Source organism: Candidatus Neomarinimicrobiota bacterium (assembly GCA_018647265.1).
Classification (GTDB): domain Bacteria; phylum Fidelibacterota; class Marinisomatia; order Marinisomatales; family TCS55; genus TCS55.
The window spans coordinates 1-20,518 of the sequence record JABGTK010000101.1 but is presented as its reverse complement, the minus strand read 5'-3'; the positions used below and the strand labels follow the sequence as shown (position 1 = coordinate 20,518).

The window sequence follows — 20,518 nt, the reverse complement described above, 5'->3', positions numbered from 1 at the left end:
GAAGTCCTCTATACAATTTCGGGCAAGCGGCTTCCAGTTGTATTTCATATTGGAGCCCGAGCCCTTACATCTCACTCTTTAAATGTTCACGCAGGGCATGATGATGTTATGGCTGTTACGGATACAGGGTGGGGTATGCTATTTGCTAAGAATGCTCAAGAAACAGGGGATCTAGCTTTAATTTGCCGGCGCGTGGCCGAAGATACCCACACGCCTTTTCTAAATATAATGGATGGATTTTTAACTACACATACTATTGAAAATGTAAAATTACATGAGCCTGAAATGATGGATGATTTTGTAGGTAAACCTCAGGATAAACTTGTGAATTTGATGGACCCTTATCATCCGATTATGACCGGGGTTGTTCAAAATCAAGATTCGTACATGAAAGGGAAAATTGCTCAACGGGTTTATACAGATAAAATTGAACAATCCCTTTTGGATGCAATGACGGATTTCAAAAAATTAACAGGCCGTGAATATGGAATGATTTCACAATATAAAATGAATGATGCTGAATATGCCATAGTGGGTATGGGGTCCATGATTGAAACAGCAGAATCGGCTGTGGATTACCTTCGGTTAGAAAAAAATATTAAAGTAGGGATTGTTCATGTGACATCATTTCGTCCATTTCCTGGAAAACAAATTGTAGAAGCATTAAAAAATGTAAATGCATTTTCTGTGTTAGAAAGGATGGATAATCCATTGGCTGAAAGTAACCCGCTCACTATGGAGATTAAATCGTCCTTCGCAGATAATCTTCAGCCAGATGAAAGTGGAAAAATTAGAGTACCAAAGATTTACTCAGGTTCAGCAGGGTTGGGTTCTAGAGATGTCCGCCCTGATGACATTATTGCCGTAGTCGAAAATATGATAAAAGATGATAAAAAGTATTTTGCGATTGGCATTCAGCATGATCTCGCTATAAATGCAGGTGAATCAACAGATATAAGATGTGATGGTACATTCTCTATGCGGGGGCATTCCGTTGGTGGATATGGCTCTGTAACCACCAATAAAATTATCGCAACAATTGTTGCGGATCTTTTTGATATGTATGTCCAAGCCTATCCGAAATATGGTTCGGAGAAAAAAGGGCTTCCAACAACATATTATTTAACTGTGAGTCCGAAACGAGTAAAAACCCATAACGAACTTGAATTTGTTGAATTTGTTCCACTCAATGATGTGAATGCTTTTAATCTTGCGAACCCTCTAAAAGGACTTCAGGAGGGGGGAATGCTTTTTGTTCAGTCACCCAAGACAGAATCTAGTGAAATATGGTGTGATTTTCCGAAATGGGCCCAAAAAACCATAAAAAAAAATAAGATTAAAGTATTAGCATTGGATACGGTTAAAATTGCGAAAGATGTTTCTTCTCGACCTGATTTAATCCAAAGGATGCAAGGGATTGTATTATTAGGGATTTTCTTAAAAGCGACGCCTTTTTTGGAACGATCTGATATTAGTGAAGATGATTTAATGGATGGTGTTGAAAAATCTTTGAGAAAATATTTTGGAAAACGAGGCGAACAAGTTGTTCAAGACAATTTAAATGCAGTTAAACGGGGATTTAATGAAGTTTTTGAAGTCAAACAAAAAGATTCAAAGGAAGTTGTAGCATGAGCATTCAAGTTTCAGAACTAAATAAAAAGACAGCTTTCAACGTTTTAGATGTTGAAGATTTTAATGAAAGAATTGTGGGTGCTTATAATAACGGAACGGCAGAAGAAGGTCTTCCAGCAGATGAATCGGTAGCGAGGAGTATAATCCCTTCAGGAACAGCAGCGCTTCGTGACTTCAGTTATATTGCGCCGGATATTCCTGAATTCACATCAGATAATTGTGTTGCTTGTATGGAGTGTGTTACCCAATGCCCTGATACGGCTATTCTTGGAAAAGCTATTCCTGAATCTCAACTGAATAAAACCATAGACAAATTGGAATCAGGTGAAATTAAAGGATGGATATTAAACCAATGGGCAGATACCAATAAATTTTCTAAGGTGCCTTCGAAACAAGGGAAAGAACCGGCAAAGTTTGGCATTTTTATTGATCCGACTAAATGTAAAGGATGTGCAGAGTGTGTAGATGCCTGTGGAGATCATGAAGCCTTGTCCATGATTACCAAAGTGGATAATACAATACCTACCTATCAAACAGCCTTTGATTTTTTTAATGAATTGGGAGACACCCCATCAGAATATATAAACGAACGAGTATTAGTAGATATGATGCTTGCCAGCGATTCTATGCTTTATACTGGTGGCGCCGGATCTTGTATGGGGTGTGGAGAGGGAACAGCCTTGAGGATGATGCTTGCTGCCACGGGATTTGTTTATGGAAAAGAGAGTATTGGTCTGGTTGCAGCTACAGGATGCAATACAGTTTATGGGTCAACCTATCCTTATAATCCATTTTTAGTACCTTGGACCAATTCTCTTTTTGAAAATGTATCTGCGGATGCTATGGGTATCCGAGCGCGTTGGGATCAGATGGGATGGCAAGAGAAAAAACTATGGGCTATTGGTGGTGATGGTGCTATGGTAGATATTGGTTTCCAAGCAATGTCTCGCATGTTGGCATCCGGCATGGATATCAACGTACTCATATTAGATACGCAAGTATATTCAAATACAGGCGGACAGACATCCACAGCTACTTTTACAGGTCAGGATGCTAAAATGTCGGTGGTGGGAAAAGTCCTCGGTGGCAAAACAGAAAAACGAAAAGAAATTGCAAACTTATGTATGATGCATCCCGATATATTTGTAGCCCAAACAACATCTGCTCATACGAATCATTTTTACAAGGCAATTATGGCTGCCAATGAATATCCAGGCCCTTCAGTCATTAATGTTTATACAACTTGCCAGCCAGAACATGGTGTGGCGGATGATATGGCTATGCAACAGGCAAAGCTTGCTGCAGACTCTCGAGCTTTCCCTATTTTTATTTATGATCCTTCAAAAGGGGAGCGCATTTCTGAGCGACTCTCACTGCAAGGAAACCCTGCAAAAAATAAAGATTGGTATGTGAATCCTAAAACGGATGAAGCCACAGACTTTATAACTTTTGCCAGATCAGAAGGACGATTTGCGAAACATTTTGACCAGAATGGTAAACCGGATGACATTATGAAATCTTCCCAAGCTGATCGATTGGCTAATTGGCGTCTTCTTCAAGAATTAGCAGGAGTTATTTAAATGGAGACAAAAACATTTATATTAAAAGACAAATCTATTATTGTGATTAAAGATTTATCTTCGGAGGATTTCCAAAATTCAGTAACATTTTTTAATGAAATACCTGAATCAAAGCGGAATTACTTTCGAAGTGATGTAACTGACAAAAATCATTTAATAGAACGAGCAAAAGAATCAGAGTCGGGAAAAGTGATAAGGCGGATAGCTGAAATGGACGGTAAAATTGTTGGAGATTCATCCTTGGCGATTAGTTCTGATTCATGGAAAAGTAGTTCAGCATATTTACGTATGGTAGTACCAAAAGATCAGCTTGGGAAGGGGATTCAATATGCCATGGCTAAAGATATATTTGATATAGCCCACAGTAAAAAACTCGAAAAAATAACCACTAAATTTATGCGCCCCCAAAAAGATTTAATGAATATATACACCCATTTAGGATTTAAAATAGGAGGAGTACTACCAAATTATGTCCAGGATCAAGAAGGACATGAGCAAGATATGGTTGTAATGGCAGCATCTTTAGAAGAGTTGAGATCAGCCCATACTTTTATTGGAGACTGGTTGGATAATGAGCATAGTTCTGTTAGTGCAGGAGAAATGTAATCAAGTTGATTGTATTTCTGAAAAATAGAATAAGATAAAAATGAGAATTACAGCAAAAATATGAAAAATATCCAAAAGGATGTGAAAGGTGTGGATTTATTGCACAATCCTTTATTGAATAAGGGGACAGCCTTCTCTTCTAAAGAAAGAATATTATTGAAATTAGAAGGGTTGTTGCCACCTCATATTTCGACACAATCCGAACAAAAAATGAAGGTTTTGTCAACCGTTCGATCTCTCGAAACAGATATGGCAAAATATATTTATCTCATGTCTCTGCAGGATAGAAATGAAACATTATTTTATCGATTAATAATGGATGAGATAGAAGAATTTTTACCCATTATATATACGCCAACTGTTGGTCAGGCATGCCAGGAATATGGTCATATTTTTCGCCGACCTCGAGGAATGTACATTTCAAATAACGATAAAGGATGTATTGAAACTATACTCAAAAATTGGCCAAGAAATGAAATAGATGTAATTGTTGTTACTGATGGTGAGCGTATTTTAGGGTTAGGAGATTTAGGTGCTGATGGAATGGGAATTCCTGTAGGAAAACTATCTTTATATACAGTCTGCGCAGGTATCGATCCAAGAAAAACGATACCTATCACAATTGATGTGGGCACTAATAATAATGTACTACTTGAGGATCCGCTTTATATTGGATTAAGACATAAAAGAATAGTTGGGGACGAATTTGATCAATTGATAGATGAGTTTATGGATGCAGTTTCAAAAGTATTTCCGAATGCTTTGGTTCAGTTTGAAGATTTTGCGAATCAAAATGCGTATCGATTATTAGAAAAATACCGGTATGATTATTGTTCTTTTAATGATGATATCCAAGGAACCGGTAGCGTCGTTTTAGCTGGGTTATTCACTGCAATGAAAAATCTAGAGTCGTCTCTTTCAGAACAATGTATTTTATTTTACGGTGCGGGGTCAGCAGCAATAGGTATTGCAGAGGATATTGCAACTGCAAAGGAAATGGCAGGCGTTTCTCCTCAGAATTCACGGGAGAATATATATCTATTTGATTCTCGGGGATTAGTGGTAAAAGGGCGAGATCATTTAACCGTGAATAAAGAAAAGTTTGCCCATTCAATAACGGGAGAAACCAATTTTCTTGAGGTAGTAAAAAAAATAAAACCTACTGTAATTATTGGTGTAGCTGGTCAACCAAATGTGTTTACAATAGAAGTTATAAAAGCAATGGCTAAAAATAATGAGAATCCAATTATTTTTGCTTTATCTAACCCCACAACTAAGTCTGAATGTACTGCAGAAGAAGCTTATAAATGGTCAGACGGAAAGGCTTTATTTGCCAGTGGAAGTCCCTTTAATCCAGTAAAATTCAAGGGGAAAACATTTTATTCTGGGCAAGGAAATAACGCATATATTTTTCCTGGTCTGGGCATGGGAATCGTCATATCAAGAGCCTCTCGTGTGGTCGATGAAATGTTAATTATTGCGGCTCAAACCTTGGGGGCCATGGTTAGTTTTTCCGATTTTGATGAAGGACGGCTTTATCCACCATTAACTAATATTCGTGAAATCTCAATTCAGATTGCAATAGCTATTGCAGAATACGTGTTTGATAATAATTTAGCACAAGTTCCCAGGCCTGAAAATATTGAGCAAACCATTCGAAAAGAAGCCTATATACCGGATTATGTATCTTATGTTTGATAATGATTCATCAAAATTAGGATCTATGGTAAAACTTAATTGTCTTTCAAGATTTGCCTACTGATGGAGTAGGATTATTCTTTGAAGATTAAGTTATAATAATATAGAAAGAATAAATTTATGGAAAAATTAATCAGCCAATTAAAAGAATATGCCCGTCAGGATTTTCCTGTACCGGAAATTTCTAAACTATTAAGGCAATATATATTGTCCGAAACAGATCTGAATGATTATAAAAAATTCAAAATAGATAAATATGCCCGCCACCTGGTACACAAAGACGATGACTTTGAAATTATAATCGTTTGTTGGCAAGCAGGTCAGAAGGCACCCATCCACGGTCATGAAGGTGAAAAATGCTGGATGCGAGTAGAAGCAGGTGCATTGCAAGTGTGCAATTATCAATTGGATTCTGAAAAGCCTCTCACCCTTTCGATGCTAGATTTGGTAAAAGGTGAAAAGGGCTATTTGGACGGACCAGCTGAAATTCACTCTGTAGAAAATGTGTTTGAACAACCAGCAGTTAGCTTACATATTTATGCAAAACCATTTGCCGAATGTGATATTTATTGCCTTGATACAGGGACAATAAAAAAGGTGGAATTAGTCTATGACAGCATGTATAAGGAACCCTGTTAATTTTGAATTAACTTTTTTTATTCAATTAAATACGCGCTGTCTTCTGTGCATCCAATTTTATTTTTAGATTATAAATAAAGTTTATACCGAATTTAATTTTAATGCTTTTACTCATAAATAAAATTGAAGTAACTTTACTGGTCGACGGTGTAGCATTTTAATAAAATTATAAAAACCACTTAAAAATATTAGGATATTCTATGAATAAACCTTTAAGAGTGGGGCTTTTTGGCTTTGGCCGCATTGGTCGGAATATTTTCCGTTTAGGCTATAGAGACCCCAAATTCGACTTCGTTGCTATTAGCGACCTTGGTGATGTAGAAGCAATGCATTACCTATTGGTTCGTGATTCAATCCATGGTTCAATGAATGATGAGATTGCATTGGATGGTAATTACCTTAAGTATGATAATCATTCCGTTCGGCTATTGGCCGGTGGAACACCAGGGACAATCCCCTGGGATGCCTTTGATGTAGATGTGGTCATTGACACCACTGGCGCTTACCGTCACCGGGATAAACTTCAACTCCATTTGGATGCAGGTGCCAAGCGGGTATTGGTATCAAAACCGCCCATTGATGAAGTTGACCGTATCATTATCAAAGGATTGAATGATGGAGAAATCCATGGTGATGACAAGATTATTTCAACTACCTCCGCCACGACACAAGTTTTGGCTCTTATGCTCAAAGTTTTAGACGATGCATTTGGTGTGAAACAGGCTATGATGACAACTGTTCACGCTTATACATCGGATCAGCCATTGGCCGATGCCGCCCGTTCTGATTTACGCCGAAGTCGGTCTGCTGTTGAGAATATCATTCCCAATGAAACATGGGCACCGGATTACGTTTCCCAACTCATGCCCCAATTCAAGAACAAACTCACCGGCATGGCCATCAATGTTCCCGTGGCCAATGGCTCATGTATCGACCTTACCACAGAAATGGAAAAAATGCCTTCAATTGAAGAAGTCAATGCCGCCTTTAAAGCTGCCAGTGAAAATGGCCTGCGGGATATTATTGGATATACAGAAGATCCAATAGTCTCTAGTGATGCCATTGGTAGTGGCGACACCATGGTTTTTGACAGCCAAGCCACAATGATGGCATCTGGAAAACTGTTAAAAACAATTTCCTGGTTTGATAATGGTTGGGGATTTGCCAATCGAATTTTAGAATTAGCCGATGCTTACGCATCCTTGGGGGAGTCTTAATATGAGAGTTGCGATAAATGGATTTGGACGCATTGGCCGTTCTGTATTCAGAATCCTTAATAGTAGGGAAAATATTTCTGTTGTAGCTATCAATGATATTGCTGATAACGATGCCCTTGCTTACCTGTTGAAATATGATACAGTGATGGGTCGTTTCGAGGATACGGTTACCCTGGATGGTGATGTAATGAAAACATCGAATAACAAGATTAAAATGGTGGCTGAAAGGGATCCCTCACAATTGCCATGGAATGATTTAAATGTAGATGTGGTTATTGAAGCAACAGGTATCTTCCGTGAACGATCTCAGATTCAACAGCATATTGATGCTGGCGCCAAACGTGTTATTCTTACGGTACCATCTAAGGATGAAATTGACTATACTTTGGTTATCGGTGTGAATGATGGTGGCTTAACTGCTGATCATAAGATTATTTCTAATGCCAGTTGTACCACCAATTGTTTGGCACCTATGGCGAAAATCTTGAATGACAATTTTGGCATCGAATATGGGGTGATTAATACAATCCACGCTTATACTAACGATCAAAGATTGGCGGATGTGCCTCACTCCGATTGGCGCCGCAGTCGTGCTGCTGCTGAAAATATTATTCCAACTACTACTGGCGCGGCCAAAGCAGTGGGTAAAGTATTGCCGGAATTGAAAGGTAAACTGGATGGAATTGCTATGCGTGTGCCTGTTCCGGACGGTTCTGTTGTAGACAGCGTATTCCGATTGGGTAAAGATGTGACTGTAGATGAAATTAATGAAGCTGTTTTGGTAGCATCCCAAAGTAAAGGCATGCGTAATGTGGTTGAATATTCCACACTGCCTGTTGTTTCCACGGATATTATAGGAAATCCACATTCATCCATATTTGATGCACCATTCACCAAAGTGATTGAAGGCAGTTTGGTCAAAACACTGAATTGGTATGATAATGAATGGGGTTATTCCAACCGAGTTGCAGACTTGGTGGGAATCCTAAGCAAGTTTAATTAAAATATGATGTAGAGACGTCCCGATTTATAGGGACGCCTCTACAGTTATGATTTATATTTCCTGTAAATAAATAAAATTATAATTCCCGCCAAATTGGGAAACCATATTTCCGGCCGGGACCATGGGATACCATCGAATGAAAAGTCAGTAAGCGGCCACAATAGTTTTGTGGGAAAGAACGCTTTGGAGTGAAAAGGAAAATCCAACAAAATATGGAAGGGCCAACCGAGCATGGCAAAGGCCAAATCCTTTCTATATCTATAAACAATGCCGATACATAAAAATGCGCTGATAAAACTGTGTGATATATCGTAATTGATATACACCCACCATGGAATCGTCTCGGCTGATGGTGTGCCACCGAATTGAAATTCTCCCGATAAAATTCGAACAACAATCAGAATACCAAAAGAAGCAAGATCCGGCAAGGCACCAAAGAAAAGTGCCATCCACGGTTTTCCACGGTATCCAAACAATCCTCTGCCCCAAAGGGCGTGGCTGAATGTATCCATTTATTTTATGCAAATATATAGCATGCTACAAATCATAGGACAGCGCAGCCAAATTTTTATATAATTCCAACGATTTCGGGTTCGCCAAGGCATCTTTATTTGATACTTCTTCACCTTGGATAACCTTCTTCACCGCAATCTCCACTTTCTTTCCATTGATAGTGTAAGGAATATCTTTCGTTTCCAAAACAATGGCGGGCACATGTCTTGGTGTGCAATTGGATCGAATGGATTTTTTAATTTTTGTAATTAATTCTTCAGTCAATGATGACCCTTTATTTAACATAATAAAAAGGATGACACGTTCATCACCATTGACGGATTGTCCAACAACCAAACTATCTGCTATTTCTTCAAAAGCATCCACCACACGGTAGATCTCAGCTGTGCCGATCCTAACGCCGCCGGGATTTAATGTGGCATCGCTTCTGCCAAATATGGTAACGCCTCCATGTTCATTCACTTCTATAAAATCGCCATGGTGCCAAATGCCCGGGAATTCATCAAAATAAGCGTCATGATATTTTTGTCCATCTGCATCATTCCAGAAATAAATAGGCATGGATGGAAATGCTTTTCGACAAACTAATTCACCTTTTTCATTTTCTAGGGCATTGCCTTTAAAATCAAAGGAAGTCACATCCATCCCCAATCCAATGCATTGAAGTTCACCACGATGAACCGGTAAGGTTGGATTTCCTCCGGCGAAACAGGAAATAATATCAGTCCCGCCAGAAATAGAAGAAAGTTGAACATCTGATTTAATATGTTCATACACATAATCAAAACTTTCTTTCACCAATGGTGATCCGGTAGAGAAAATGGTTTTAATGGATTCCAGAGAATGGGTGTCATTGGGCGAAAGGCCTTCCTGTTTGCAAGCATCAATAAACTTAGCGCTAGTGCCAAAATGGGTGATGCCAAGTTCATCCACCATGTCCCACATGGCATTGGGGTTGGGATGAAAAGGTGAGCCGTCATAAAGGACAATGGTGCCGCCGATGGCCAAATTACTCACGAGCCAATTCCACATCATCCATCCGCAAGTGGTAAAATAAAATACTGTATCATCTTTAGCAATATTCCCATGGAGGCGTAATTCTTTCAAATGTTGAATGAGCGTTCCGCCGGCACCATGAACGATAGATTTGGGTAATCCCGTTGTACCGCTGGAATACATGATATAGAGAGGGTGATCAAAAGGGAGTTGTTCAAATTCGATTGATTTCGGAGTTGGATCAAGAAAGTTATTCCACATGACACCATTTTTTACGGATGAAATATCAGGGTCTAATTCTGTGTATGGTGTAATGACCACCTGCTTAACAGAAGGTAGTTTATCCAAAATGCTGTTCAGTTTTTCAAGGGAGTCAAATGGTTTTCCGTTATAAAAGTAACCATTGGCGGCGAAAAGAACTTTCGGTTTGATTTGGGTGAATCGATCCAGAACACCTTTAATTCCGAAATCGGGAGATGATGATGACCAAATGGCACCGATAGAAGTTGTAGCCAGCATGGCTATAATGGTTTCGGGCATATTGGGCATAAACCCTGCCACGAGATCACCTTTTTGCACTCCCATATTTTTCATCGCTGATGCCAGTTTTTCTACTTCATAAAACAACTCATTATAGGAAAGGGTGCGGACTGGATTATCTTCTCCTTTAAAATGGATCGCCGGTTTATCGGATCGAAACCTCAATAAATTTTCTGCAAAATTGAGGCGAGCACCATCAAACCATTTTGCCCCGGGCATTTTGGATTCATCATCTACCACTTGAGTATAATCGGATGAAAATTCAATTGCCATGAATTCCCAGATGGCTTTCCAGAAATTCGTAATATTTGAAACGGACCATTTGTGAAGTTCATGGTAATCCTGCAGATTAATGTGAAAACGGGTATTAACCTGTTTTCGAAAGGAATCCATTTGGGAAGCGTCAATCCGATCTTGGGTAGGTGTCCAGAGAATTTGATTCATATTTTTCATATTAATAGATAGGGGGATTTTATTCCCAATTGAGACTAATTTCCATGAAAGACTTTAGGAAGGAAAAAATGAAATCCATATTATTATTACTCATCACAGTTACAGTCCTTGGAGCTAGTCCACCCAATTATGAAAAAGATGTGGCATCACTTGATGCTATAATTGAAGCACTCTATGATGTGATTTCTGGAGAAAAAGGGGAAGCTCGGGATTGGGACAAATTTCGTTATTTATTCCATGCTTCGGGTACACTCCGTTCTGTGGGCAAGACAAAAGAGGGAAAAGTGGACACCCGTGCCATGACGCCGGAAGATTATATTAAACGAGCGGAACCATTTTTAGTCGATGATGGATTTTTCGAAAGAGAGATCGGTCGCCGCACCGAACAGTACCGTCACATCACGCATATTTTTTCGACCTATGACAGTCGAAATTCTGCCAATGATAAAAAGCCCTTTGCGAGGGGGATTAACAGTATTCAATTAATCCATGACAATGACCGTTGGTGGATTATCAGTATTTTATGGAATGGAGAAACCAAAGAGGATCCTTTACCCCAAAAATACTTAAGAATGAAAAAATAGAAAAAGATTTTAGGAATTCTTTATAATTCCCCTTTTTTAAGAGGGGTGTCCCCCGCATTATGCGGGGGCGGGGAGTATTAATAAATTGAATTCTCGAAATCTTATTTTAGTATTCTTTACTCATTTCTGACGGTACAATCATCACAGCGGGTACTGCGGCATCGCTAACCATATTATTGAATTTGAATAGATCATCCGTGAGTACCTTATCCAATTTTTTGTAATGGACTTGTGATTTTGAAACAAGGTCATCCAGCACACCATAAGATTGTGCAGTGGGGCGCGCATCCACACCGGAGACCACCCAAACTAAGGATGCGATTTTATTATCCAGTTTGATGGGATAGTTTAATGGGTCCTGTCCACTTTTGGATTTAACCTGGATTAAAGATTCTTCAATTTCCGTTAATGATTTGGCTAACGCTTTTCCCGCTTCTTTGATTTCATCATTTTTAAACCCGGAATCTTTCATTAATCCCGTTAGTGCATTGACCTGTTTTTTGATACTACGAATAGTTAAGACCTTTTCATTGATTTCGGAAGTACGATCGCGAATATCCATGAGCAAATCGAATTGTGCTTCAAAATCGGATTGTGTTGTTTTGATGCGGGGATCTTTTTCAATTACAAATGAATGGGTTTGTGATTTGCCATTCACAGTCATGCGCACTTTGTATTCACCGGGGACAGCTTTGGGACCCATATGAGAACCGCCCCACATAACAGCGCCGGGCACTTTTTTCGCATCGGGATATCGGGTATTCCAAACAAAGCGGTTCATGCCTTTTTCAGCATCAACAGTTGGACCTTTTTTATCTTTAGCCTTTTTATTTGAATATGATTTAATCACTTCACCATTCGCTTCCATGTATTCCAAAGTGATTGTATCATCCTTGGCAATTTCATCTTTCAAATAGTAGAAGGTCATAACACCATTGGGCGGGTTAGCCCCGGCGGATGATGATCCACCCCAACGGCTACCTCCACTCATGCGATAAGTGACCCTTGGTTTATACAGATGGGATTTAGATTTAGAAATTTTATCTGACAATTGGTGGAGGGGCGTCAAGTCGTCCAAAATCCAAAAGGATCGTCCTTGGGTTCCCACCACAAGATCATTCTCTTTTACTGCTAAATCGGTAATGGGAACGATGGGCAGATTTAACTGAAACGATTGCCAGTTTTTGCCGTCATCAAAAGAAATATACATCCCTGTTTCAGTACCTGCATAAAGGAGTCCTTTTCTTTTGGGGTCTTCCCGCACAACGCGGGTAAAGGCATCATCGGGAATACCTTTAGAAATCATTTTCCAAGATTTACCGTAATTGTTTGTTTTAAAAAGATAGGGCTTAAAATCATCAGATTTGTAACGTGTCACTGCCATGTAGGCTGTGGCAGGATCGTGGGCCGATTGATCGATGGAATTCACCATACCCCATTCGGGCATATTTTTAGGTGTAATGTCCGTCCAGGATTGGCCGCCATTTTTGGTAATGTGAACACGACCGTCATCAGTACCAATCCAAACAACACCCTCCTCTTGAGGAGATGGAGTAATCACAAAAACAGTGCAATAATATTCCACACCAGTGTCATCCTTAGTGATGGGTCCACCCGATTCATCCTGCATGGTTACGGTATTTGTGGAAAGATCGGGGCTGATTACTTCCCATGTTTGCCCTTCATCCGTGGATTTATGCAAATGCTGAGAGCCCACATAAAGTGTATTTGGATCGTGGGGATCAAACTCGATGGGGAAGTTCCATTGGAAGCGGAATTTCATATCTTTTACGCCGTGGCCCATTGGATTGTCCGGCCAAACGGTAATGTTGCGCCGTTCTTTGGTAATATGGTCATAGCGCGTTAGAAATCCGCTGTAACTCCCGGCATAAACAATATTGGGGTTTTCAGGATGGGGCGCCACATGGGCGCTTTCGCCGCCCCCAACGGAATGCCAATCATCTTCTGTTATACTTCCACCGGATGTGCGGGAGGGTATGGACACAGTACTGTTATCCTGCTGCCCGGCATAGATGCGGTAGGGGAATTGATTATCCACATCAACGCGGTAGAATTGAGATGTGGGCTGATTGTGGTAAGTGCTCCATGTTTCTCCCGCATCAAAAGAAACTTGACCGCCTCCATCATCGGCGATGATGAGATGTTTTGCATCCAATGGATCAATCCACAAATCGTGGTGATCGCCATGGGGTGTGCGAATTCTGTTGAATGTTTTACCACCATCTTTCGAGCGCCAGAAGGAAACATTCAGTACATAGACAATATCTTCATTTTCAGTGTCCGCATAGATTCGAGTATAGTACCAAGCTCGCTGACGAAGATTGTTATCGGAACTGGTTTTTTTCCAAGTTTTACCGCCGTCTTCAGAACGAAATAAACCACCTTTTCGGTTTTCAATTAAAGCCCAGACGCGATCAGAATTTAGTGGCGAAACAGTAACGCCAATAATGCCGACGATACCTTCTGGCAGTCCTTTGTTTTTGGTAATCTCTTTCCAGGTATCACCGCCGTCGGTGGACTTCCAAAGTCCAGAACCTTCACCGCCACTTTCGAGACTATAAGGTGTGCGCTTAATGCGCCATGTCGATGCATAAATAATGCGGGGATTATTGGGGTCAAGGGTGAGATCGCAAGCGCCAACTTCATCATTTACATAAAGAATTTTTTCCCATGATTCACCACCGTCTTTGCTACGAAAAACACCCCGTTCTTCATTGGGCCCGAACAAGTGGCCCAGGGCAGCCGCATAGACTAATTCCGGATTGCGTGGATGAATTCGAATTCTGGGTATTCGCCGGGAATCTTTGAGCCCCATGTGCTTCCATGTTTTACCTGCGTCGGTGGATTTCCACACGCCGTTTCCATGGGAGACATTCCCCCGAACGGTAACTTCACCACCGCCTACATAGATGACGTTGGGATCCCATTCACTCACGGCTATAGCTCCGATTGAACCGCCGTAAAAACCATCGGAAATATTCTTCCAGGATTGGCCGCCATTTTGGGTTTGCCAAACGCCACCGCCGGTGGCGCCAAAATAGGCTAAAAATTTATTACCGGGAACGCCCGCTGCAGCAGCCGACCTCCCACCCCGAAATGGGCCAATATTGCGGTATTTTAATGCTTTGTATAAATCTTCGCTGAACCGTTCTTTGGCGCTAATCAAAGTAAGTGATGCCAATAGAAAAATTACGAATTGGACAATAGGCTTTCTGTTGCGCATAAAAACCTCCTAATTATGACACTTTCGAAAAATTGTAGGCGAGAATAATAACCCTACGGAAGGATTTTTAGCAAGGAATCAAATTAAGCTATAGGATTAATTGAATATCCTAAATAATTAAGGTATTGTGCAAATTATTCTAAATAAATAAATAAATATCGATGAATTTAGTTACTATTTAAATAATTCTATCGTTAATTTTCTGGCTCAAATTTTAGGAAATTCATGAAAATTGCATTTTTAACCGCAGGAGGAATTGCGCCCTGCCTTTCAGCTTCCATTGGCGCCCTGATTGAAGCATACAATGAATTGGCTCCAGAGGCACAACTCATCGGTTATTTAAATGGATACCGTGGTCTGCTTCTTGGTAAATCCATTCCTATCCCGCCATCCGTTCGGAAAAAGACGGATGTACTTTATGAATACGGCGGCAGTCCCATCGGAAACAGTCGCGTTAAACTTACCAATGTTGCTGATTGTGTGAAGCGCGGTTATGTGAAAGATGGCGAAGATCCGCTAGAAGTGGCCGCAAACCAGTTAGTTAAAGATGGCATTGACATCCTTCACACGATTGGTGGTGATGATACCAATACTATGGCGGCCCAACTTTCATTTTATCTTAAAGAAAATAATTATAATCTCACTGTTGTGGGTCTCCCCAAGACAGTGGATAATGATGTATTTCCCATTACCCAAACTTTAGGCGCATGGACGGCAGCAGAACAAGGCGCCATCTTCTTTGAAAATATCGCCAACGAGAATACGACCAGTTTTCGTCAATTGATCATTCATGAAGTTATGGGAAGAAGCTGCGGATGGCTTACGGCTTATACAGCAAAACAATATCATGACAGATTAAAACAGCGCAATTTTTTACCGGAAATTTTAATTGACCAAGAGCGTTGGGATGTGGATGCAATTTATATTCCTGAAATGGAAATTGATTTTGACGCGGAATGTTCGCGCCTTAAAGGAGTGATGGATGAAAAAGATTCAGTCAATATTTTCCTTAGTGAAGGAGCCGGAACAGATATCATCATTGAAGAAATGGAAGCGGCGGGAGAAACGGTTGAACGGGACGCATTTGGCCATGTGGCATTGAATACGTTGAATCCAGGACAGTGGTTTGCGAAACAGTTTACAGATAGGCTTGAAGCTGAAAAAACTTTGGTTCAGAAAAGCGGATATTTTGGCCGGAGCGCTGCACCGAACAAACAAGATCTGGATTTAATTAAATTATCCGGAGCTCTTGGGGCAAAACTCGCGTTAGATGGCCAAAGCGGCGTCATTGGTTTGGACGATGATCAAAATAGCGAGTTAGGATTAATAGATTTTGATAGGATCAAGGGCGGTAAGCCATTTGATTCCCAAGTGAATTGGTTTAATGAATTATTGGCTGAAATTGGCCAAAAGTAAAAAATAAGGAAATATAATGAATTATTCTCTCAAGCCCGGTGTTGTTACCGGGGACGATTATCAAACACTTTTAAAAGCGGCAAAAGAAGGCGGCTATGCAATGCCGGCTGTGAATGTTGTAAGCACTAGTTCCATAAATGCAGTTATGGAAGCAGCAGCAAAAAATAAATCGGATGTAATTATTCAATTATCCAATGGTGGCGCACAATTTTATGCAGGGCAGGGATGTCCTGACAGTTTCGAAGCAAAAGTCCTTGGCGCTGTTTCAGCGGCCCATCATGTGCATCTATTGGCGGAGCATTATGGCATTTGTGTTGTACTTCATACGGATCATGCCAACAAAGCACTGATTCCGTGGGTGGAAGCATTGGTGGGTAATAGCGAAGTTCATTTCAAAAAAACAGGGAGACCATTGTTCACCTCACACATGCTGGATTTATCGGCTGAAGATATTGATTTCAACTTGTCCGAATGTGCCCGTTTGCTGGAGCGAATGGCACCCATCGGCATGAGTCTTGAAATTGAATTGGGCGTCACTGGTGGTGAAGAAGACGGTGTTGGTTCCGATGACGATATCGGTGCAGATAATCCCTTACTTTATACTCAACCGGAAGATTGCTTGAGAGCCTATGATCTTCTGAATCCTCTTGGTCATTTTTCATTGGCTGCATCTTTTGGCAATGTTCATGGTGTGTATAAACCGGGGAATGTAAAACTACGTCCTGAAATATTGAAAGCCTCTCAGGAATTGGTTAATGAAACGCACAAGACTGGTGAAAATCCGTTGGACCTTGTATTTCATGGTGGATCCGGATCTGAAAAAAATAAAATATCCGAAGCGATTTCCTATGGTGTCTTCAAGATGAATATTGATACGGACACCCAGTTCGCTTTTTCAAAAGCAATTGGTTCATATGTGAATGAAAATCAAAAAGCGTTTTTATATCAGGTAGACCCGGAAGATGGCACACCATATAAAAAACAATATGATCCTCGAAAAGTTTTAAGGGATGCTGAAACCAGCATGATTGAACGTCTGGACGAAGCTTTTGCTGACCTCGGTTCAGTTGGGGCGTCACTGGCGAACTAAGGTTTAGACTATCTTTTCAAATTAAAATCAGACCCGCATCCTACGGGGCTGTTTTTGTTTATATGATATTGAATTTAATAATCAAAAATTTTTAACACACCGCTTCGACTTCGTCGAAGCACCTTTTCAGAGGGGAATTAATAAAGCTTTGTAAGGATTGCAACGATGAGGTCACGAATCGTTGCGCGTCAATTATTAAGAAATGATTCGCCCCTGCCTACACTGAAGTTTCGGCAGGCAGATGCTCATCATTTCAATCCGATAACTCGAAAGCAAAAATCCCTTTTGCCCCGAGATAATTATTTCCATTTATTGTTAGATTGTAACTTAATTCAGAACGAATTAATTCACATTATAAATCCTGAGAAACGAAGAAGGAAATGATAGCATGAGTTTAAATTTAAATAGTCTGGAAGCCGTTGCCGAAGCCATGACCGCCCCAGGTAAAGGAATTCTTGCCGCCGATGAAAGTACAGGAACCATTGGTAAACGGTTGGCGCAAATTGGTACAGAAAGCACTTTTGAAAGTCGAAATGCATACCGTGATCTTTTATTTAGTGCCAAAGGAATGGAAAATAATATCAGCGGTGTCATTCTATATGATGAAACACTGCGTCAATCATCCTTGGCAGAGGGAACTCCATACCCTGAATATTTGGCAGGGAAGGGTGTTATCCCGGGAATAAAGGTTGATACGGGCGCCCATGATCTTGCGCGAAGTGAAGGTGAAAAAATTACTACAGGTTTGGATGGGCTGGACGAACGCTTGAAAGAATATCGTAAGCTTGGTGCTCGGTTTGCTAAATGGCGTGCTGTTATCAATATTAATGATGATAACCCCAGTGGATACTGTATCAGCACCAACGCTCACGGTTTGGCACGCTATGCCGCATTATGTCAATCCAATGATATTGTGCCCATTGTTGAACCGGAAATCCTCATGGAAGGCACACATGATATTGATGATAGTTTTGTTGTAACTGAAGAGGTCCTTCATACGGTCTTCTTTGAGCTTTATTCTCAAGGTGTTCAGTTTGAACAAATGGTTTTGAAACCCAATATGGTTATGTCCGGTTATGATGCCAGTGACCGCGCCGGGGTGGAGGAAGTGGCCAATGCTACATTGCAATGCTTTTTCAGGACAGTTCCTGCTGCTGTCCCAGGGATTGCCTTTCTTTCCGGCGGTCAGAGCGATACAGATGCCACGGCTCACTTGGATAAGATGAATCAATTGTTGGGCAATAATAAACCCTGGAATTTATCTTTTTCCTATGGTCGTGCTCTACAGCAACCGGCGCTTAAATCCTGGAAGGGTAAGAAGGAAAATGTGCCTGCTGCTCAGAGTGCATTTATGAAAAGGGCAAAATTAAATAGTCTAGCGACTCAAGGAAAATATTCTGAAGATATGGAATAAGTAAAGACGTCCCGATTTACCAGGGCGTCTCTTTCGTTAAATTATAATTCGTTTGTGAGGCAGTGGATGGCGCCGCCGCTCAACCGAAATTGAGTTGTCGGTACAGTAATATGCATGACACCCAATTCTTTCAATAATGGTGCGACTTTATTTGAACGGAAACGAGTAGGACCAACGAGATAACCGGGTAACGGTTCACAATTCACGGCGAATTCGCCTAATTCATTTTCTGTCCCAATGGCATCTTCTGGCGGAACTTCAACCAATTCAATATTTTTTCTTTTGGCAAATTGTCGCAAGTTTTCAGTGGAATCCTTTTCCATAAGTTCAGTGCACGCAATGACAGCTACCAATTTATTTTCTTTATTGATAACTGGAGTAAAAAGTGTATCTATATGAAAGGCATTCGATTTCATAAGGACCAATTCGTCCACATTAAATTCCCGTGCAACCCATTCTGCGCCTTCTACATTATTGCGACAAGCGCCTGAAAAGAGAACGCCATCCCCGGGACAATAATAGAATTCGCCGCCTTCAGCAGTCGCCGTTGAATCGTGAGGAATACGAATCGTTTCATACCCCATGGAATCGAGCATAACCTGCATAATGTCCGCTTCAACCTGGCGGGCCTTTTCCCTAAATTTAGAAATAATTACTTTCCCTTTTTGGTCACTTACAAAAAGATCACGGACAAAGACAAAATCATGCTGACGCTGTTCGGTGTTCTGTTGATCTAAATAATATGGGAAGTCAATCTCAACCACTTCTATAGGAAGTTTGTTGAACAGCTTTGACATGAGAAACATTTCAATTTCCACCAACTCTTGGTTGGGGACGACGCCCTCTTTCATGGCGGGATTATTTTCATAGATGGGTGTCCCATGGCCCCACCAATTATGTTTTGGAAGTTTTGATATTAAAATTTTCATGATTTCAGATGCTTAATTTAAAGACGAATGTGTAAGATGGTTTCCATTCTCCCTCTTTTAATGACAGGATATATTTATAAAAAATAGTCGGTTTTCCAAATTTAGTTTTTGGGAGATCGAATCCAAAAGAAGTCCAGTTGATATAATAATTCCATGTTTCAGGCGCAAAGAAAAATTCATTATTAATAAATGGTGTTATCTTTAACCGGGATATAGGATTGATTGCCTTTAACTGGATTCGGCTCCTGTTGCGCATTTCATTATTTTTCTCATTTCGAATACGATAATCCATTCGTGTTCGAAGTTGCCATTTTGCTATTGGTTTATTGATAGCTTTAAGTAATTCCACTTGTGGGCGTTGTTCCAAGTTCCATGCACCATCATTAAGGCGGTATTGAGCTCTATATTTGAGGCCGACTTTCCAAGTAGATTTTATGGGAGAATGAACCCCAACATCCAAATGCTTATGAAAAAATCCTGTTTCATTAGTTCGGATGTCGAAATCAAAGGTAACAGTAGATTGACCCAATTTTTGTTTAATTACTAGTTTATCTTGGTGATTAAATTGACCGGAAAGGATTGAGGCAAAGAATAACAGGGTTATGAAATATTTAGGCATTGGTTAATCAAGTAACTTAAAAGTGGCACCAAAATTCTCATTATCAGTCATTAAAACCAAATGTTCTTTGTAAAACATTAGTGCTTCAACTTTTTGACCTGCTATAACTATAATGGGTTTTAATAATTTAGGATGAATCGGTGTAAATGTGCCCGCATGATTTATAGAGCCCAATTCATAAATGGCTGTAGTGAATGGCCCATAGTCCCCGGGGTCAGAAGTAGCGGAAGTCCATAGGCTACCGTCCTCCTTGATAGCGAGATCAGCAATGTTTCGTCTATGCGTTTTTGGTATGGGGAGACCAAACTCAAATCGACTCAATTCATAAAATGACTTTTCCTTTGG

The 20,518-nt window shown here is 40.3% G+C and carries 17 protein-coding genes; 11 read left to right on the top strand and 6 right to left on the bottom strand.

The features are described from left to right. The 7 genes from HN459_05885 to gap all read left to right on the top strand — a co-directional run. Positions 1–1,632, top strand: a 1,632-nt coding sequence (locus HN459_05885; protein ID MBT3478978.1) for a pyruvate ferredoxin oxidoreductase, incomplete at its 5' end; no start/stop codon positions are given. Beyond that, positions 1,629–3,212, top strand: a complete 1,584-nt coding sequence (locus HN459_05880; protein MBT3478977.1) for a thiamine pyrophosphate-binding protein — start codon at positions 1,629–1,631, stop codon at positions 3,210–3,212. The genes HN459_05885 and HN459_05880, both read left to right, overlap by 4 nt. Next, complete coding sequence (locus HN459_05875; GenBank protein ID MBT3478976.1) at positions 3,213–3,818, top strand: GNAT family N-acetyltransferase; 606 nt, start codon at positions 3,213–3,215, stop codon at positions 3,816–3,818. 60 nt (positions 3,819–3,878) lie between these two features. Next, positions 3,879–5,516: an NAD-dependent malic enzyme gene (locus HN459_05870; protein ID MBT3478975.1), complete on the top strand. Its 1,638-nt coding sequence runs from the start codon at positions 3,879–3,881 to the stop codon at positions 5,514–5,516. 120 nt (positions 5,517–5,636) lie between these two features. Next, positions 5,637–6,155, top strand: a complete 519-nt coding sequence (locus HN459_05865; protein ID MBT3478974.1) for a cysteine dioxygenase family protein — start codon at positions 5,637–5,639, stop codon at positions 6,153–6,155. Positions 6,156–6,355: 200 nt separating this feature from the next. Continuing rightward, the gene (locus HN459_05860) at positions 6,356–7,372 is read left to right on the top strand and encodes a type I glyceraldehyde-3-phosphate dehydrogenase (GenBank protein MBT3478973.1); all 1,017 of its coding nucleotides are present in this window, start codon (positions 6,356–6,358) and stop codon (positions 7,370–7,372) included. 1 nt (position 7,373) lies between these two features. After that, positions 7,374–8,375 carry a type I glyceraldehyde-3-phosphate dehydrogenase gene (gene gap / locus HN459_05855; GenBank protein ID MBT3478972.1) on the top strand — a complete coding sequence of 334 codons (1,002 nt, stop codon included), beginning with the start codon at positions 7,374–7,376 and terminating at the stop codon, positions 8,373–8,375. Positions 8,376–8,419: 44 nt separating this feature from the next. Here gap and HN459_05850 read toward each other — a convergent pair whose 3' ends face one another. Next, entirely contained in the window at positions 8,420–8,887 is a 468-nt protein-coding gene (locus HN459_05850; GenBank protein ID MBT3478971.1) for a hypothetical protein, read from the bottom strand. Positions 8,888–8,912: 25 nt separating this feature from the next. Continuing rightward, entirely contained in the window at positions 8,913–10,868 is a 1,956-nt protein-coding gene (locus HN459_05845; protein ID MBT3478970.1) for an acetoacetate--CoA ligase, read from the bottom strand. A 77-nt stretch (positions 10,869–10,945) separates the two neighbouring features. Between HN459_05845 and HN459_05840 the strand changes: the two genes are divergently transcribed. Continuing rightward, positions 10,946–11,461: a hypothetical protein gene (locus HN459_05840; GenBank protein MBT3478969.1), complete on the top strand. Its 516-nt coding sequence runs from the start codon at positions 10,946–10,948 to the stop codon at positions 11,459–11,461. A 106-nt stretch (positions 11,462–11,567) separates the two neighbouring features. Here the strand turns inward: HN459_05840 and HN459_05835 are convergent, their stop codons facing one another. After that, complete coding sequence (locus HN459_05835; GenBank protein ID MBT3478968.1) at positions 11,568–14,705, bottom strand: glycosyl hydrolase; 3,138 nt, start codon at positions 14,703–14,705, stop codon at positions 11,568–11,570. Positions 14,706–14,930: 225 nt separating this feature from the next. Here HN459_05835 and HN459_05830 point away from each other — a divergent pair, with 225 nt between their 5' ends. The 3 genes from HN459_05830 (at position 14,931) to HN459_05820 (ending at position 18,625) form a co-directional block, all read left to right on the top strand. Then, positions 14,931–16,121: a pyrophosphate--fructose-6-phosphate 1-phosphotransferase gene (locus HN459_05830; GenBank protein ID MBT3478967.1), complete on the top strand. Its 1,191-nt coding sequence runs from the start codon at positions 14,931–14,933 to the stop codon at positions 16,119–16,121. Between the two features lie 16 nt (positions 16,122–16,137). Then, a complete protein-coding gene (fbaA, locus tag HN459_05825) occupies positions 16,138–17,211 on the top strand; it encodes a class II fructose-bisphosphate aldolase (protein ID MBT3478966.1) in 1,074 nt (357 codons plus the stop codon). A 388-nt stretch (positions 17,212–17,599) separates the two neighbouring features. Next, positions 17,600–18,625: a fructose-bisphosphate aldolase class I gene (locus HN459_05820; GenBank protein MBT3478965.1), complete on the top strand. Its 1,026-nt coding sequence runs from the start codon at positions 17,600–17,602 to the stop codon at positions 18,623–18,625. A 41-nt stretch (positions 18,626–18,666) separates the two neighbouring features. On the opposite strand, the gene HN459_05815 is transcribed toward HN459_05820, so the two are convergent. The 3 genes from HN459_05815 to HN459_05805 are packed head-to-tail and all read right to left on the bottom strand — an operon-like array spanning position 18,667 to position 20,494. Next, positions 18,667–19,554: a hypothetical protein gene (locus tag HN459_05815; protein ID MBT3478964.1), complete on the bottom strand. Its 888-nt coding sequence runs from the start codon at positions 19,552–19,554 to the stop codon at positions 18,667–18,669. A gap of 4 nt (positions 19,555–19,558) precedes the next feature. After that, positions 19,559–20,173 (bottom strand): DUF2490 domain-containing protein, encoded by a 615-nt coding sequence (locus HN459_05810; GenBank protein MBT3478963.1) that lies wholly within the window; start codon positions 20,171–20,173, stop codon positions 19,559–19,561. A 3-nt stretch (positions 20,174–20,176) separates the two neighbouring features. Next, positions 20,177–20,494, bottom strand: a complete 318-nt coding sequence (locus HN459_05805) for a hypothetical protein (protein MBT3478962.1) — start codon at positions 20,492–20,494, stop codon at positions 20,177–20,179. Positions 20,495–20,518 lie beyond the last annotated feature (24 nt).